This window comes from Luteimonas sp. AC640a, assembly GCF_979256585.1.
The window spans coordinates 202,444-218,158 of record NZ_CEEDOV010000021.1 but is presented as its reverse complement, the minus strand read 5'-3'; the positions used below and the strand labels follow the sequence as shown (position 1 = coordinate 218,158).

Genomic DNA, 15,715 nt, shown 5'->3' with positions numbered 1-15,715 from the left:
GGAAGACAGATGGCACACGGCAGAGGACACGCGGGAACCGTTGCACTGGCGGCGCTGGCGATCGTCGCGTGGTCGGGTGTGCTGCTGCAGTTGGGCCTGTCGATCAATCTGGCGCAATCAAACGGCAGGACGGCCGCCGATGGCGTGGTGGCGTTCTTCGGCTACTTCACGGTGCTGAGCAATCTGTTCGTCGCGCTGGTGGCGACGGCGCCGCTGGTCACAGGCGACAGTCGGCGCGGGCGCGGGTTCGGATACGCGCTGGTGTCCGGATGCGCGACCACGGCGATCCTGGCGGTGGGTATCGGCTATCACCTGCTGTTGCGGCATGTCTGGTCGCCGCAGGGCCTGCAATGGGTGGCGGATGTGGTGCTGCATTACGTGGTGCCGGTGGCGACGATCGTCTGCTGGATCGCATGGCCGCCAATGACGCGGTTCGATGTGCGACTCCCGTTCCTCTGGTGTCTATATCCTATCGGCTACGGCCTCTACACCATGGCCCGCGGCACGGTGCTGGGCACCTATCCGTATCCCTTCATCGATGTGGCAGCGCTCGGCTATCGGCAGGTGCTGCTCAATATGCTGGGTCTGCTGGCGTGCTTTGTGGTCGCCGGGTTCGCGGTCCTGGCAATCGCCGTTCTGCGCACTCGTGTCGCGGCGAGGTTTGCGAGAAGCACCGAAAGGTGATGCTGTGTCGTGTCGACGCGCGGACCACATCGTGGATCGATAGCGCCGATGGCGGCGATGGAGCCCTGATGTGGGCCCGTTCGCGTCGTACCATGGCGCATCACGGAAGTGAAACTGCACGTCGACAATGCCGTGCAAACCATTCGGACAGGGGCGTGCGATGACACCGCGTGTAAGTCTGGCCGCAGCTGCGGTGTTGCTGATGTCGAGCCTGCCGTCGTCGGCGGCGGTGGCTGCGCCATTCGCGCGCGGCACGGAGATGGTGGTCTGCAACGGGAAGAGTGCCTTCACCAATCTGCGCGACGGGCCGGGTGCCAGTCGGCATGACGTGGTCGCGCAGATGCCGAACGGAGTGCGTCTACGGGCCGAGAACGTCGAGTCCACGCCGGAGGGCCATGTCTACTACCGCGTGCTGCTGCACGATGCGCAGGGCGAGATTTCGCGCAGCGGCTTCGTCCATGAAGAGGCGGTAAGTGCACGCTGCGACCTGCCGGCTGCGGGTGACACGCCGATCACACGATTGGCGGCCGCGCTGGCTGCGGACAATTCGGGGCTCGCCGCGTCGGACATCCGCAACATCAATGCGGCGTTCGATGGGACGTCCATCGATCTCAAGTCGATCAGGCATCTGCACGACCTGTCCGCACTGGCCGAGTGGCAGATGCTGCGATTCATCGATGTCAGCAGAACGGATGTCACCGACGTCGCGCCGCTGGCCGGATTGCGTTCGTTGACGACGCTGAGCCTGTACGAGACGGCGGTGCACGACATCACGCCGCTCGCGGGCCTGCAGGCGCTGGAGACGTTGAACCTGGTCGGGACGCGGATCGACGATGTCGACGCGCTCTCGGGATTGCAGAACCTGCAGACGCTGTACCTTGCCTCGAGCCGCGTGCGTGATATCGGCGGTCTCGCGTCATTGCCGGATCTGCGCATCCTGTCGCTGTCGGCGACCGAGATTGCGGACACCTCGCCGCTCGCCTCGGTGTCCTCGCTGCGCTATCTCAGCTACACGCGCGGTGGCGTGCGCGACACGTCGTTTCTGCGCAACAAGCCGATGCTCAAGACGCTGGATCTGGACGGCAACGCGATCGAGGATCTGTCTGTGGTCGCACAGCTGCCCGCGCTGGAGAAGGCGGCGCTCAGTACCAACCCGTTCACCGATCTCGGCCCATTGGCCGCGATGACGACGCTCCGTAGCCTGTCGCTGGCGAACAGCAAGGTCACCGACCTCACCGCGTTGTCCAGGATGACGGCGCTGACAGAGCTGACATTGACCGGTAGCGATGTCGTGGATCTTGCGCCGCTGGCCGCCCTGTCGCGGCTCGAATCGTTGTCGATGTACGCGACCGGGGTGTCCCGGATCGACGTCGTGGCCGGGATGCCGGCACTGCGCTCGCTGGATATCAACGGCACACAGGTCGCGGATCTCGCGCCGCTGACGCGCCTGCGCAATCTGGAACGGCTGTCGATCGGCGAGACACCTGCGGTGGATCTGTCACCGATCACCGGTCATCTCGCACTGCGTGTCCTCAGCCTGCGCAGGTCACCCGCGACCGACTTTTCGATGCTGGCCGGGTTGACCGCACTCGAAAATCTGGATCTCGCGGGCACGTCGTTCACGTCGATGACGCTGCTGGCGCCGCTGCAGTCGCTGCAGGATCTGGATCTGTCGGAGACGCCGGTCGACGATGTCGCCGTGCTTGCACGTTTGCCCAGGCTGCGCTCGCTGAAGATGGAGAAGACGCGCGTGCGCGACATCGCGCCACTGCGGTCCATGACCAGTCTGCGCACGCTGCGGTTGGCCGGCTCGCCGGAGGCGAACGCGGAGGCGTTGTCCGGTCTTGTGGACGCCGGACTGGAGCTGCGGACCAGGTAACGCGTCGGCATGCTCGACGGACCGGGCGGTCCTGCGCTGCCGATCGACGCACGTGATGACCCGGCCCGGGCGGGGAGTCGCCGAACCGGCCGGCAGCTGGGAGAATGCCGGCATACCGCCACGTCCCGCCCGAGTCCACCTTGAATCTTTCCGATCGCAACGAGTCCCACGGCGCGCTGGACAGCGAGCGCGTCGAGTTGGCGCTTGCCGCCGGGGCGATCGTCGGGACGTGGTTCTGGGACATCGCGCGCGACAACGTCACGATCGACGATGCGCTCGCCGAAGCGTTCGGTCTCGATCCGAACGTCGCGCGCGGCGATTTGCGTCTGGCGCAGATCGTCGACTACGTGCATCCCGACGATCGACCGGGTCTGTGGGCCGCGATCGAAGAGGCCGTGCGTCGAGGGGGCCGATACGCGCATGCGTACCGGACATTGGGGCGCGACCAGCAGTACCGGTGGATCGAGGCGATCGGCCGCGTCGATCTCGACGCGAACGGGCAGGCGGTCGGCTTTCCCGGTGTACTGATCGATATCGAAGAGCGCCGGCGGATCGAGGCGGAGCGTGACCAGGCCCAGACGTTGCTGCGCTCGTTCATCGAGGCGGCGCCGGGCGTGGTCTACGCGAAGGATCGTCAGGGACGCTTCCTGATCGGCAACCGGGGCACGACCGAGCTGGTCGGTCGGCCGCTCGAGGCGTATGTCGGCCACACCGATGCCGAACTGCTCGGCGACGCCGCACAGGCGGCCGCGGTGATGGCGACCGACGAACGCATCATGTCCAGCGGGCGGGTCGAACAGATCGAGGAGATCGTGAGCTTTCCCGATGGCCGCAGTGCATGGTGGCTCTCGACCAAGGCCCCGCTGCGCGACGCCGACGGCACGGTCGTCGGCCTGGTGGGCACCTCGCTCGACATCACCGAGCGCAAGGCTGTCGAAGCGCGGCACGACGAGATCGCAGAGCGCTACCGGCTCGCAGCGCGGGCGACCAACGACGCGATCTGGGACTGGCGGATGGCCGATGGCCACGTCATCTGGAACGAGGCGCTGGCCGCGCTGTTCGGTCACCCCGAAACCGAGACCGATGCGCAGTGGTGGATCAATCACATCCACCCCGACGATCGCGCGCGGATCGATAGGCAGATCCACGCGGTCATCGAAGGCGAGGGCTCGGTGTGGACGGGCGAGTACCGGTTCCAGCGCGTCGACGGCAGTTACGCCGCCGTGCTCGATCGCGGCACCGTACTGCGCAATGCCGATGGTGAACCGGTACGCATGATCGGCGCGATGCTGGACCTGTCGGCGAGCAAGGCGGCCGAGGCCGCACTGGCGCAGAGCGAGGAACGGTTGCGTCTGGCCACCGAGGCCGGCGACATGGGCTTCTGGGATGTCGATCTGGTGCACGACATGCTGATCTGGCCGCCGCGCACCAAGGCCATGTTCGGCATTTCGGCCGGCGCCGACGTGTCGCTGCGCGATTTCTACGACGGCCTGCATCCGGAGGATCGCGAGGCCACGGGCGCCGCCTTCGATGCGGCCGCCGATCCCGACCAGCGTGCGCTCTACGACGTCGAATACCGCACCGTCGGCAAGGAAGACGGCATCGTGCGCTGGGTGGCAGCCAAGGGGCGCGGCCTGTTCGAAGGCGACCGGTGCGTGCGTGTGCTCGGCGTGGCGATCGACGTGACCGCGCGCAAGCGTGCCGATGCGCGGCTGCAGGAATTGAACGAGCGTCTGGAGAGTCGCGTGCTGGAGGAAGTCGCCGAGCGCACGCGGGTCGAGGACGCGTTGCGGCAGAGCCAGAAGATGGAAGCGGTCGGCCAGTTGACGGGCGGCATCGCACACGATTTCAACAACATGCTGGCGGCTGTGGTCGGGCCGCTGGATCTGCTCGCGTCGCGGTTCAAGGACCATCCCGATCCGCGCGCCAAGCGCTACATCGACATGGCGATCGACGGCGCCGCCCGCGCCGCGCGACTCACGCAGCGACTGCTCGCGTTCTCGCGACAGCAGCCGTTGCAGCCGGTGGCGGTGGATGCGAACCGCCTGGTCGGCGGCATGTCGGATCTGCTCGCGCATTCGCTGGGCAGCAGCGTGCGCGTGCAGACTGCGCTCGCGCCGGATGTGTGGGGGACGTACGTCGATGCGAACCAGCTGGAAAACGTGATTCTCAATCTGGCGGTCAACGCGCGCGATGCGATGCCCGGTGGCGGCAGGCTGACGATCACGACCGCCAACTGCGAACTCGATGCCGATGCCGCCGCGGCGCATCCGGGCATCCCGGCCGGGCAGTTCGTGGCGATCACCGTGTCCGATGAAGGCAGCGGCATGCCGGCGGATGTGATGGCCAAGGCATTCGATCCGTTCTATACGACCAAGACGGTCGGCAAGGGCACGGGCCTCGGGCTGTCGCAGGTGTATGGCTTCGTCAGGCAGTCGGCCGGCCACGTCAGAATGACGTCTGAGGTCGGGCAGGGCACGGTGGTGACGCTGTATCTGCCGCGGCACCTGGCGGCGGTCGACGTCGCGTCGCCGGCTGTTGCGGTCGCGTCGGTGCCGGTGCATGGACGGCAACAGCGCGTGCTGGTGGTGGATGACGAGCCGGCGGTGCGTCAGTTCTCCAGCGACGCGCTGACCGAACTGGGCTTCCAGGTGCTCGCCGCCGATGGTGCGGCAAGCGCGCTGCAGCTGCTCGACACGCATCCGGACATCGTGCTGCTGTTCACCGATGTCGTCATGCCCGAGGTCAACGGACGGCAGCTGGCGGATGAGGCGCGTCGGCGCCGACCGGATCTGAAAGTGCTGTTCACCACCGGCAACAGCCGCAACACGCTGGTGCAGGACGGCGTGCTCGAAGCGGGTGTGCACCTGGTCGGCAAGCCGTTCACGCTCGACGAGCTGGCGGCGCGGATCGACGCGGTCTTTACCGAAGCCGGTTGATCGTCGGACAGCGCACAATGCAACGCCTCGAAAGATTCCGGAAGCGCCATGGAAGTTGAAGTACTCATTACCGCCGCGTTGCGCGAGGCGGGTTACGGACCGGATGCCATCGGCTCGGCCCTGCCGCGCATCCTGCGCATCCTGCAGGCCGAGGACGTGCGCATCGAGATGGGTCGGGCCCTCTCGCGCAAGGAACGCGAGTACGTGCGCCTGCAGCTGGAACTGGGACTCAACGTGTCGGAAGTGGTTGCCGGTCTGAAGCCCTGATCGACACGCCCCGCACGTCTGCGCCGGTAGGGGTTGGGACGTCGCGCGTGGCGCCGGTGCCGCGGGCATGCGGCGCCGGCTGACGTGGCCGGGTTGTGTGGTGGCCTGTGCGTCGCCATCTTGTGGGGACTGCGCCACAGCCCGGAAATCCCAATGAGCCGTTTCGATCTCACCCCACCTTCCGCCGAGCAGCGCGCCGCGCTGGAGGCCGACCTGTCCGCCGACGAGCGCCGCGTGCTTCTGCAGCACGGTACCGAAGCGCCGTTCTGCGGCGTGTTCCTCGACAACAAGCGCGAAGGCACCTACTGCTGCAGGCTGTGCGCGCTGCCGTTGTTCCGCTCCAGCGCGAAGTTCGAGTCGGGCACGGGCTGGCCGAGTTTCTTCGCGCCCTACGATCCGGCGCACATCACCCTGCTCCGCGACACGAGTCATGGCATGGTCCGGGTCGAGGAAGTCTGCGCGCGCTGCGGCAGCCATCTGGGTCACGTGTTTCCCGATGGCCCGCCGCCGACGCATGAGCGGCATTGCCTGAACTCCGTGGCGCTGACCTTCGTCGATGACGGCGAAACGCTGGCCGACCCGCTGCAGCGTGGCGGTGCCGAGGCCGGCGCCGCCTGAGGCGACGCTTCAATCCGGATAGACAAACGGCGCCCTCGGGGCGCCGTTTGCGTTGAATCACATCGAACCGCCGATCAGGGTGTCAGCACGACCTTGCGGCAGGCGTCTTCCTTGCCGTCGAAGATCTCGTAGCCCTTGGCCGCATCGGCCAGCGCCATGCGGTGCGAGATGATGACGTCGGGCTGCAGGCGACCTTCGCCGATGTGTTCCAGCAGCTCGGGCATGTACTTCTGCACGTTGGTCTGGCCCATCTCGAAGCGCAGGCCCTTGTCGAAGGCATCGCCAAACATGAAGGCGTGGATGAAGCCGGCGTACACACCCGGCACGCTGACGGTGCCCGCACGACGCGTTGCGGCGATGCACTGGCGCAATGCCGCGCCACTGCTGCCTTCGAGCTTGAGCTGGGTGGCGATGGTATCGGCCTTGCTGCCCTTGGCTTCGAAACCCACCGCATCGATCGTCGCGTCCACGCCGCGTCCGTTGGTCTGCGAGATGATCTCTTCCGCCGGATCGTCGGTCTCCTCGAAATTGATCGGAATCACGCCGTAGGTGGCGACTGCGAAGTCGAGGCGGTACTGGTAGCGGTCGATCATGAAAATGCGCTCGGCGCCGAGCATCTTCGCGCACGCAGCGGCCATCAGGCCGACCGGGCCGGCGCCAAAGATCGCGACCGTCGAGCCCTTGGTGACGCGCGCATTGAGCGCCGCCTGGTAGCCGGTGGGCAGGATGTCGGACAGGAACAGCACCTGCTCATCGGGCAACGCATCGGGTACGACGATCGGTCCGACATTGCCCTTGGGGACACGGACGTATTCGGCCTGACCACCGGGCACGCCGCCATAGAGATGGCTGAAGCCGAACAACGCGGCCGGCGGACGAATGCCCTTGGCATTGATTGCGGCGCCGGTGCCCGTGTTGGTGGTTTCGCACGCGGAAAACTCTGCCAGGCGACAGTGGAAGCAGTCGCCGCAGGCGATGACGAACGGAATCACCACGCGATCGCCCTTGCGCACGTTGGTGACATCGCGGCCGACGTCTTCGACGATGCCCATGAACTCGTGGCCGAGGATGTCGCCCGTGTGGAGCTCGGGAATCTTGCCGCGGAACAGATGCAGGTCCGATCCGCAGATCGCGGTTGCGGTGACGCGCAGCAGGATGTCGTCGGCGTCCTGCAGGACGGGATCGGGCACGGTGTCGACGCGCACATCTTTGGTGCCGTGGTAGGTGAGCGCTTTCATGACGTGATCCGGTGCGGTGGGGCGTACATGAGGCGCAGGCCCGATGGCAGGAACGCGTGACGCGCGGATCGTCGTGGCGTGATGTGGGTGCAGCGGCGGACCGGTGGAGGCGGATCGGATCGCGATGCACGGCGGATGGCGGTGGTGGCGATGTGGCGGGGCATCTGCGGAGCGGGCGTGAAAGCGAGTGCGATGAATACGCGCCTGGTTGTTTGGGAGCCAGGCGGGTGCGCGGCTTGCGACTCGCGATGCCGCTCGCTGAGAGTGCCGCGTCCGGTGTGTAGGCGGCTACTGACTGCAGCTCTCACCCGACACGCTCCGCGCGTCGACCCGGGATCGAGTCCGGGGCAGGCGCTCTCCCGGAGGGAGAGGTGTTCGCAGTCTCCGTCTGGTTCCAGACATCCCGCACTCAACCCGCCTCGAACGCTGCGATTTCGTCGAGCAGGCGCTGGCTGCGGCGGATGCCGTCTGCGCCGCCGGCGCAATTGATCGGGCCGTCTGTTCGGGCGAGCAGGCGTGCGCGATTGCGCCACGCGTAAATCCAGGTTGCCGCGAGGCCGACACCGCCGATGACCAGACTCCAGGCGATCCAGGCCGGTGTGGCGCCTGACGTCGGTGCATCGCCGAGGCCGGCGAATGCGACCACGACCGGCAGCCACATGACCCACCACGGTGCGCCGCAGACGCTCGCGTTGAAGGCATGGACGCGCAGCAGTGCTGCCAGCTGCCGCTGGATCGTGAGCACGGGCGCGGCGTAGTCGATGCGTATCGCGAGGACCAGCATCGCGGCTGCGCCCAGCACCGTGAGCACGCCGAAGGCATGGACCGCGATGCCGGCGATGAGCAGCCCCGCGACATCCGTGTTGCGCGTCCAGCAGGCGACGCCGAGCACGATCAGGCCCAGGCCCAGTTCGAGCTGCAGCCAGTGGCCGACCTTGAGTGGAAGCAGTTGGCGTTTGGCCCGCGACATCCGGGTTTCCCGCAGCAGGGCGAGGTGCACCGCGTCGCTGCGGGCCATGCGCGCCTCCAGAGACCGCCAGGCGCTTTTCAGGTCATCGGGTTCCATGGTGGGTCCTCTAGAGTTCGGTGCGGATGCGCTGGCGCAGCCGGCTGATCTTGGTGGCGACATTGGTCTCGGACAGACCGAGGATTTCGGCGATGTCGCGGTGGCTGCAGTCGTCGAGGTAGAGCAGCAGCAGGGCGCGATCGAGCGGTGCCTGGGCGTGGATGAAGCGGTGCAGGGCGCGGATCTGCTGTTCGGCCTGCGGGTCGCGCGGCGCGGGGTCGGCGAGGTCGTGCAGCGTTTCGTCGAAAGGCACTGCATGACGATGGCGCACCGTCGCGCTGCGCACCGCGCTGATCGCCACGTTCAGCGCGATCCGGTACATCCAGGTGCTGAAGGCCTTGGCCGGGTCGTACTTCGGCCACGCGCGCCACAGCTGCACGGCGATGTCCTGGGCCAGATCGGCACGGTCGTCTGGATCCCGGCAGTAACTGGCCGCCACGGTCGCGACGATGCCGTGGTGGTCCTGCAACAACCGGGTGAACGCGGCGCGGTCGTGCGCGAGGGGCATCGTGGTGTCCATGGAAGTCCGTGTCGAACCTGTCATGAGGTGGTTCGCACGGGGGCGGCGGCTATCACACGTCCAGGCCGCCGAGTCGGCAGATTCTCCGTCGGCGGAGGGCCGAAAGCGCCGGCACCGGCAGGGCGTCCATCTAATACCTCTTCGCTATTGACGCCGAACCCACCCGCTCCGGTGCCTATACTCGCCATCCCTTGCCCCCACGCAGGCCCCCCAACGATGACTGCTTCGAGTTCCGCCGCTTCACCTGCCGCGCTCAACGCGGCCCGGCCGGCCAGCCTGCGCCGGTCCGTGTCGAACACCCTGAAGGGTTCGGCCGGCAACCTGGTCGAGTGGTTCGACGTCTATGTCTACTCGGTGTTCGCGGTGTACTTCGAGTCGCAGTTCTTCTCGCCCGACGACAAGAACTCCACCCTGTATGTGTGGGCGATCTTCGCCGCGACCTTCCTGATGCGCCCGATCGGTGCTTGGTACTTCGGCCGCTTCGCCGACCGCTACGGCCGGCGCCTGGCGCTGACGGTCTCGGTGTCGGTGATGGCGGGCTGTTCGTTCCTGATCGCGATCAGCCCGACCGCCGAGCAGATCGGCATCTGGGCGGCGGTGCTGTTGCTGATCGCGCGCCTGATCCAGGGCTTCGCGACCGGCGGCGAGTACGGCGCCAGTGCGACCTACATGTCCGAGGCCGCGATTCCGGGCCGTCGCGGCTTCCTGTCCTCGTTCCATTACGTGACCCTGGTCGGCGGCCATGTGCTGGCGCAGGCGACGCTGCTGGCGATGCTGTTGCTGCTCGACACCTCTCAGATCTCCGAGTGGGGCTGGCGCGTGGCATTCGGCATCGGTGGCGTCGCGGCGATCGTGGTGTTCTGGCTGCGGCGCACGATGGACGAATCGCTGGAATCGGATTCGATCCAGGCTGCCAAGACCGGCGGCGCGGAGGCCTCTGGTTCGATCCGCGAGCTGTTCGTGAACCAGTGGCGTCCGCTGCTGCTGTGCTTCCTGATCACCGCGGGCGGCACGGTCGCGTTCTACACCTACTCGGTCAACGGTCCGAAGATGATCCAGACCGCGTTCGCCGGCGACGACGTCATGGTGGGCACGCTGATCAATCTCGGTCTGCTGACCTTCCTGATGGTGCTGCAGCCGATCGGCGGCTGGCTGTCGGACAGCGTGGGCCGCAAGAGCCTGCTGGTGTTCTTCGGCATCGGCGGCGTGCTCTACACCTGGTATCTGGTGACGGCGCTGCCGCAGCAGACCAGCGCGCTGTCGGCCTTCATCATCCTGGGCATCGGTTTCATCATCCTGACCGGCTACACGTCGATCAACGCGGTGGTGAAGGCGGAACTGTTCCCGACGCACATCCGTGCGCTGGGTGTGGGCCTCGGCTACGCGCTGGCCAACTCGGCCTTCGGCGGCACCGCGCCGCTGCTGTACCAGGCCGCGCTGAAGTCGGACCAGGTGATCACGTTCGCCGTCTACGCCACCGTCATCATCGCGGTCTCGCTGGTGGTCTATGTGTTCTTCCTGAAGAACAAGGACCAGAACTGGCTCGACGACGAAGCGCATATGCGCGACCGGATCGCCAAGCGTCGCTGATCCTTGCGTGACCTCCGAAGCCACCCGCCCCGAGCACCGGAGCGGGTGGCTTTTTTTTGGCCTGCGCCCGGGCGCCGCGTCAGCCCGGCTGCGGCGCGCCGTCGAACCGGTAGATGTCCATCGCCAGAAAGCCCATGTCGATGCCGGCATCGATGCGCTGCGCGCGCATCGGCGTGCCACCGGCGCCCATCGCGACGTACAGCGGCAGCAGGTGTTCGTCGGTCGGATGCGCGCGTTGCGCGAACGGCGCCTGTCGACGGTAGTCGAGCAAGGCGTCCACGTCCTCGTCGGCCAGCCGCTGCGCCACCCAGTCGATGAAGGGCTGCACGTACGGCGCCTGACGCGCTTCATCAAAGCTGCGCATGTCGTGGAGGTTGTGGGTGATGCTGCCCGAGCCGATCACCAGCACGCCTTCGTCGCGCAGCGGCGCCAGGGCGCGGCCGATCTGGAACTGGTGCGGCAGGCCGAGCTCCGGCTGGATCGACACCGGCACCACGGGGATATCCGCATCGGGATACAGCAGGCGCAGCGGCACCCAGACGCCGTGGTCGAGACCGCGTTGCGGATCGAGCTGTGCCGGCAGTCCGGCCGTCTGCAGCAGGTCGGCGACGCGCGCGCTGAGCGCAGTGTCGCCGGGCGCGGGGTACTGGATGTCGAACAGGGCCTGCGGAAAGCCGCCGAAATCGTGGAGGGTCTCCGGCACCGCCGCGCCGCCAACCCGCGGCGCACGCGCCAGCCAGTGCGCGGACGCGATGACGATCGCACGTGGCCTAGGCAGCGTGCGCGCCAGTTCGGCGAGGCGTTCGCCGACCTGACCGGGCGCGAGCGCGGTCATCGGCGAGCCATGCGAGATGTAGAGGGCGGGCAGGCGGGTCATCGGTGGGCTCCAGAAGCGGCCGGCGCCCATGGGCGCGGCCACGATGCGGACAGGCTATGCCTGTGGATGGCGGCGATAAACGGCCACGCCAGCGAAGAACTGTTGCAGAGCGGGGCACAATCACACTGCGGCGCCGCGATGTGCCCGTCATGGGAATCCAATCGCGCTTCTACGGCGTATGAGTTCATGTCTCCGCCTGCACGTCCCACACACGGCGCCATGCCCAAGCTGCCTGCCATCGCCGTCTCGAAGGTCACGCCCCTGCATGGGGCAGTCCGCATGTCCAAGCTGCTCGCCGATCCGGCTCCCGACGCGGTGTTCTGGTCCGACCAGATGACCCGCGTCGCTGCGAATGCCGACGTCGACTGCTTCATGCGCATCTACGACCACTTCGCGCCGCGTCTGAACCGTTATCTGTTGGGCCAGGGCATCGCTTCGGCGCAGGCCGAGGATCTGGTGCAGGAGGCGATGCTGCGGCTGTGGCGCCGCGCGCGTTCGTTCGATGCCAAACGCGCGAGTCTCGGTACCTGGCTGTTCCGCATCGCGCGCAACCTGCATATCGATTCGTTGCGTCGCGGCGCGTCGGCGACCGCGTGGCCCGACGATGTCGACCTGCTGCAGGACGACGACGGCGAGATCGGCGCGAGTGGGCCCGAGGCGTTCACAGATCACGTCGGACTGGGGCGCGCGATCGATGCGTTGCCGGCCGGGCAGGCGCGGCTGATCCGCATGTCGTATCTCGAATCCAAGAGCCATTCTGAAATCTCCAGCGAACTCGGCATGCCGCTGGGTTCGGTGAAATCGACCTTGCGCCGCGCCTTCGCCAAATTGCGTCGCGGCCTCGGGGGCGAGGCGTGAACGTGCCGGTCCGTCATCTGGATCACGCCACCCTGGTCGGCTATTCGGCCGGTGCGTTGCCAGTCGCGTTCGCGGCCGTCGTCGCCAGCCATCTGGAACTGTGTGCGACTTGTCGCGGGCAGCTGGATGCGGCCGATGCGATCGGCGCGCGGCTCATCGAACAGCAGGAGGGCGCGCCATTGTCGGTATCGGCCCGCGATGCGTTCCGTGCGCGGCTCGAACGCGATGCGGTTGCGCCGCCGGTCCTGGTCGCTGAGCCGGCAGCTGTCGATCCGGACCTGTTGCCGACGCCGCTGCGGCCCTGGTTCGGCGATCGCTATTCGACGCTGCGCTGGCGCGCGGTCGGGCCGGGCATCCATCTGCTGCGCGCGCAGGACGAGGCGCTCGGCGCGCAGCTGTTGATGCTGCGTACGGCGTCGGGCAAGCGCATGCCGATGCACAGCCACGGCAACAACGAACTGACCCTGATCCTGCGCGGCGCCTATGACGACGTGCTGGGCCATTTCGGTCCCGGCGATGTCGCCGATCTCGATCACGAGACCGAGCACCAGCCGGTCACCAGCCACGGCGTGCCGTGCATCTGCGTGGCTGCGTCCGATGCGCCGATGCAGTTCAGTGGCTGGATCGCGCGGGCAATGCAATCCGTGTTGCGGCTCTGACGGCTGCGCACGATTCGCGTGTGTCATGGCAGGCTAGGCGGCCCGATTCCAAGCGAGGCACGCCCATGCAGCCCTTCCGTCCGTTTTCCGGTTTGCTGTGCGCCGCGTTGCTCGGCGGTTGCGCGGGCGGCGCCGCGGTATCGAACAGCGAGCGTCCCGCGATCGGCGGACTGACCGCGTATGCGCCCAGCTTCGACGCGGTCGTCGCGTCCGACGCGAAGATCGAGCGTCTGGCGGAAGGCTTCACCTGGGCCGAGGGCCCGGCGTGGTTCGAAGACGGCGGCTACCTGCTCTTCACCGATGTGCCGGAGAACCGCATCCATCGCTGGTCGGACGCGGAGGGCCTGTCGGTGTTCCTCGAGCCGTCCGGCTACGACGGTCCGCCGACCGATGTGCTGCGCGAGGCCGGTGCGAACGGCCTGTATGCAGAGCCGTCGGGCACGGTGTTGCTGGCTGATTCCGGCAGCCGCACGCTCGCGCGTCTCGACCCGCGGACCAGACAGAAGACCGTGCTCGCGCGCGCATTCAACGGCCGCCGGTTCAACAGTCCAAACGATGTCGTGCGCCGCAGCGACGGCGCGATCTTCTTCACCGATCCGCCGTACGGGCTCACGGATCTCGATGCGTCTCCGGTCAAGGAATTGCCGTTCAACGGCGTCTACCGGCTCGATACCGACGGCACCGTGCACCTGCTCGACGACGGTCTGACGCGTCCCAACGGCATCGCGTTGTCGCCGGACGAGCGCACGCTGTATGTCGCCAATTCCGATCCCGAACGCGCGATCTGGATGGCGTACGCGCTCGATGCCGGAGGCGCAGTGACCTCGCGACGTGTGTTCGCAGATGCCGGCGATCTGGTCGGTGACGATGCGCCGGGCCTGCCTGACGGCATGGCCGTCGCCGGCGACGGCACCCTGTTCGCGACCGGGCCGGGCGGTGTGCTGGTGTTCGCTGCGGATGGCGCGCGCCTGGGGCGGATTGCGACTGGCGGCCCGGTCGCCAACGTCGCGTTCGGTGATGACGGGCGCACGCTGTACATGACGTCGAACGGCCTGCTCGCGCGCGTGCGTCTGCAGATCGCAGGGGCTGCGACCGCGCGCTGATAAAACGCGCGTCCCGTCCCGTCCTGCGCTGCCGCGGCCATGCTCACCACGCTCGCCATCGCCCACTACCGGTCGCTGCACACGCTGGTCGTGCCGATGGCGCGCCTCAACCTGGTGACCGGCGCCAACGGCAGTGGCAAGTCCAGTCTCTATCGCGCCCTGCGGCTGCTGGCCGAGACCGCGCAGGGCGGCGTGGTGCCGGCGCTGGCGCGCGAGGGCGGGCTGGGCTCGACGCTGTGGGCTGGTCCCGAAACCCTGAGCGCAGCGATGCGCCGCGGCGACGTCGCGGTCGAGGGCGGGCCGCGGCAGAAACCGGTCTCGCTGAAGCTGGGTTTCGCTGGCGAGGACTTCGGCTATGCGATCGATCTCGGCCTGCCGACGCCGTCGCAGTCATTGTTCGCGCTGGATCCCGAGATCAAGCGCGAGGTGATCTGGAGCGGCCCGTTCCTGCGCCAGGGCAACACCCTGGTGGATCGCCGCGGCGGGCTTGTGCGCGTGCGCGACGGTCGCGCCTGGCGCGTCGCGGGCGAGCATCTGAGTCCGTTCGAGAGCCTGTTCGCGCAGATCGCCGATCCGCGCAACGCGCCGGAAGTGCTGCAGCTGCGTGAGACGATCCGGGGCTGGCGCTTCTACGATCACTTCCGCGCCGATCTCGATGCACCGGCGCGGCTGCCGCAGCTCGGCACGCGCACGCCGGTGCTGAGTCACGACGGGCACGATCTCGCGGCCGCGTGGGCGACGATCCGCGAGATCGGCGATCCGCAGGCGCTGGACGCGGCGGTCGCGGATGCGTTCCCGGGGGCGCGGGTCGAGGTGTCCGTCGAAGGCGGGCGCTTCGGTCTGCTGTTCCGCCAGCACGGCCTGCTGCGGCCGCTGTCGGCTGCCGAACTGTCGGACGGCACGCTGCGCTACCTGCTGTGGATCGCCGCGCTGCATACACCGCGTCCGCCGCCGCTGATGGTGCTCAACGAACCCGAAACCAGCTTGCATCCCGATCTGCTGCCGGCGCTGGCGCGTTTGATTGCAGGCGCATCTCGGCGCACCCAGGTCTGGGTGGTCTCGCACGCGACGCGCCTGATCGCCGCGCTGGAACAGACGCCTGACTGCAACACGATCCCGCTGGAGAAACGCGACAGCCAGACGACGATCGTGGGCCAGGGCCTGCTGGATGCGCCGGCCTGGTACTGGCCGGAGCGCTGAGCTGCCAGCTACTCGGCCGATCAATGCCCGTGCGGGCGGCACGACCAACCGAGCGTCGCCTGCGCGCACAGCGAACGGCGTAACAGGCCTGCAGATTCCGCACGACGCCGTGTGACCCGCTAGCGCGGGCGAGTGTCCTGCGGCCACATGATCAGCACCGGCTGTGGTGTCAGGCCGGCGGTGGTGCGTGGTCTGTCGGATCGCCCGGCAGCGACCG

14 protein-coding genes are annotated in these 15,715 nt (G+C 67.6%); 10 read left to right on the top strand and 4 right to left on the bottom strand.

The window, feature by feature from the left end; translation table 11 throughout:
- The first annotated feature begins 78 nt into the window (after nt 1–78).
- The 5 genes from ACZ9YD_RS15795 to msrB all read left to right on the top strand — a co-directional run bounded on the left by ACZ9YD_RS15795 (nt 79) and on the right by msrB (nt 6,387).
- On the top strand, nt 79–684 hold the full coding sequence (locus ACZ9YD_RS15795) for a Pr6Pr family membrane protein (protein ID WP_465076226.1): 606 nt from the start codon (nt 79–81) through the stop codon (nt 682–684).
- 160 nt (nt 685–844) lie between these two features.
- A complete protein-coding gene (locus ACZ9YD_RS15790; RefSeq protein WP_465076225.1) occupies nt 845–2,563 on the top strand; it encodes a leucine-rich repeat domain-containing protein in 1,719 nt (572 codons plus the stop codon).
- A gap of 140 nt (nt 2,564–2,703) precedes the next feature.
- Nucleotides 2,704–5,502 carry a PAS domain-containing hybrid sensor histidine kinase/response regulator gene (locus tag ACZ9YD_RS15785; RefSeq protein WP_465076224.1) on the top strand — a complete coding sequence of 933 codons (2,799 nt, stop codon included), beginning with the start codon at nt 2,704–2,706 and terminating at the stop codon, nt 5,500–5,502.
- A 48-nt stretch (nt 5,503–5,550) separates the two neighbouring features.
- On the top strand, nt 5,551–5,769 hold the full coding sequence (locus tag ACZ9YD_RS15780; RefSeq protein WP_465076223.1) for a polyprenyl synthetase: 219 nt from the start codon (nt 5,551–5,553) through the stop codon (nt 5,767–5,769).
- A gap of 153 nt (nt 5,770–5,922) precedes the next feature.
- On the top strand, nt 5,923–6,387 hold the full coding sequence (gene msrB / locus ACZ9YD_RS15775; protein ID WP_465076222.1) for a peptide-methionine (R)-S-oxide reductase MsrB: 465 nt from the start codon (nt 5,923–5,925) through the stop codon (nt 6,385–6,387).
- Nucleotides 6,388–6,461: 74 nt separating this feature from the next.
- Here the strand turns inward: msrB and ACZ9YD_RS15770 are convergent, their stop codons facing one another.
- The 3 genes from ACZ9YD_RS15770 to ACZ9YD_RS15760 all read right to left on the bottom strand — a co-directional run bounded on the left by ACZ9YD_RS15770 (nt 6,462) and on the right by ACZ9YD_RS15760 (nt 9,199).
- Entirely contained in the window at nt 6,462–7,625 is a 1,164-nt protein-coding gene (locus ACZ9YD_RS15770) for a zinc-dependent alcohol dehydrogenase (protein ID WP_465076221.1), read from the bottom strand.
- Nucleotides 7,626–8,034: 409 nt separating this feature from the next.
- Nucleotides 8,035–8,691: a hypothetical protein gene (locus tag ACZ9YD_RS15765; RefSeq protein ID WP_465076220.1), complete on the bottom strand. Its 657-nt coding sequence runs from the start codon at nt 8,689–8,691 to the stop codon at nt 8,035–8,037.
- Nucleotides 8,692–8,701: 10 nt separating this feature from the next.
- Nucleotides 8,702–9,199, bottom strand: a complete 498-nt coding sequence (locus ACZ9YD_RS15760) for an RNA polymerase sigma factor (RefSeq protein ID WP_465076219.1) — start codon at nt 9,197–9,199, stop codon at nt 8,702–8,704.
- 228 nt (nt 9,200–9,427) lie between these two features.
- Here ACZ9YD_RS15760 and ACZ9YD_RS15755 point away from each other — a divergent pair, with 228 nt between their 5' ends.
- Nucleotides 9,428–10,801, top strand: a complete 1,374-nt coding sequence (locus tag ACZ9YD_RS15755; RefSeq protein ID WP_465076218.1) for an MFS transporter — start codon at nt 9,428–9,430, stop codon at nt 10,799–10,801.
- A 79-nt stretch (nt 10,802–10,880) separates the two neighbouring features.
- Here ACZ9YD_RS15755 and ACZ9YD_RS15750 read toward each other — a convergent pair whose 3' ends face one another.
- Nucleotides 10,881–11,678, bottom strand: coding sequence for a dioxygenase family protein (locus ACZ9YD_RS15750; RefSeq protein ID WP_465076217.1), 798 nt, complete (start codon nt 11,676–11,678; stop codon nt 10,881–10,883).
- A gap of 219 nt (nt 11,679–11,897) precedes the next feature.
- Between ACZ9YD_RS15750 and ACZ9YD_RS15745 the strand changes: the two genes are divergently transcribed.
- The 4 genes from ACZ9YD_RS15745 (at nt 11,898) to ACZ9YD_RS15730 (ending at nt 15,498) form a co-directional block, all read left to right on the top strand.
- Nucleotides 11,898–12,536 (top strand): sigma-70 family RNA polymerase sigma factor, encoded by a 639-nt coding sequence (locus ACZ9YD_RS15745; protein WP_465076216.1) that lies wholly within the window; start codon nt 11,898–11,900, stop codon nt 12,534–12,536.
- Between the two features lie 2 nt (nt 12,537–12,538).
- Nucleotides 12,539–13,195, top strand: a complete 657-nt coding sequence (locus ACZ9YD_RS15740; RefSeq protein WP_465076215.1) for a ChrR family anti-sigma-E factor — start codon at nt 12,539–12,541, stop codon at nt 13,193–13,195.
- Nucleotides 13,196–13,260: 65 nt separating this feature from the next.
- Entirely contained in the window at nt 13,261–14,298 is a 1,038-nt protein-coding gene (locus tag ACZ9YD_RS15735; protein WP_465076214.1) for an SMP-30/gluconolactonase/LRE family protein, read from the top strand.
- A 39-nt stretch (nt 14,299–14,337) separates the two neighbouring features.
- A complete protein-coding gene (locus ACZ9YD_RS15730) occupies nt 14,338–15,498 on the top strand; it encodes an AAA family ATPase (RefSeq protein WP_465076213.1) in 1,161 nt (386 codons plus the stop codon).
- Nucleotides 15,499–15,715: the final 217 nt, after the last annotated feature.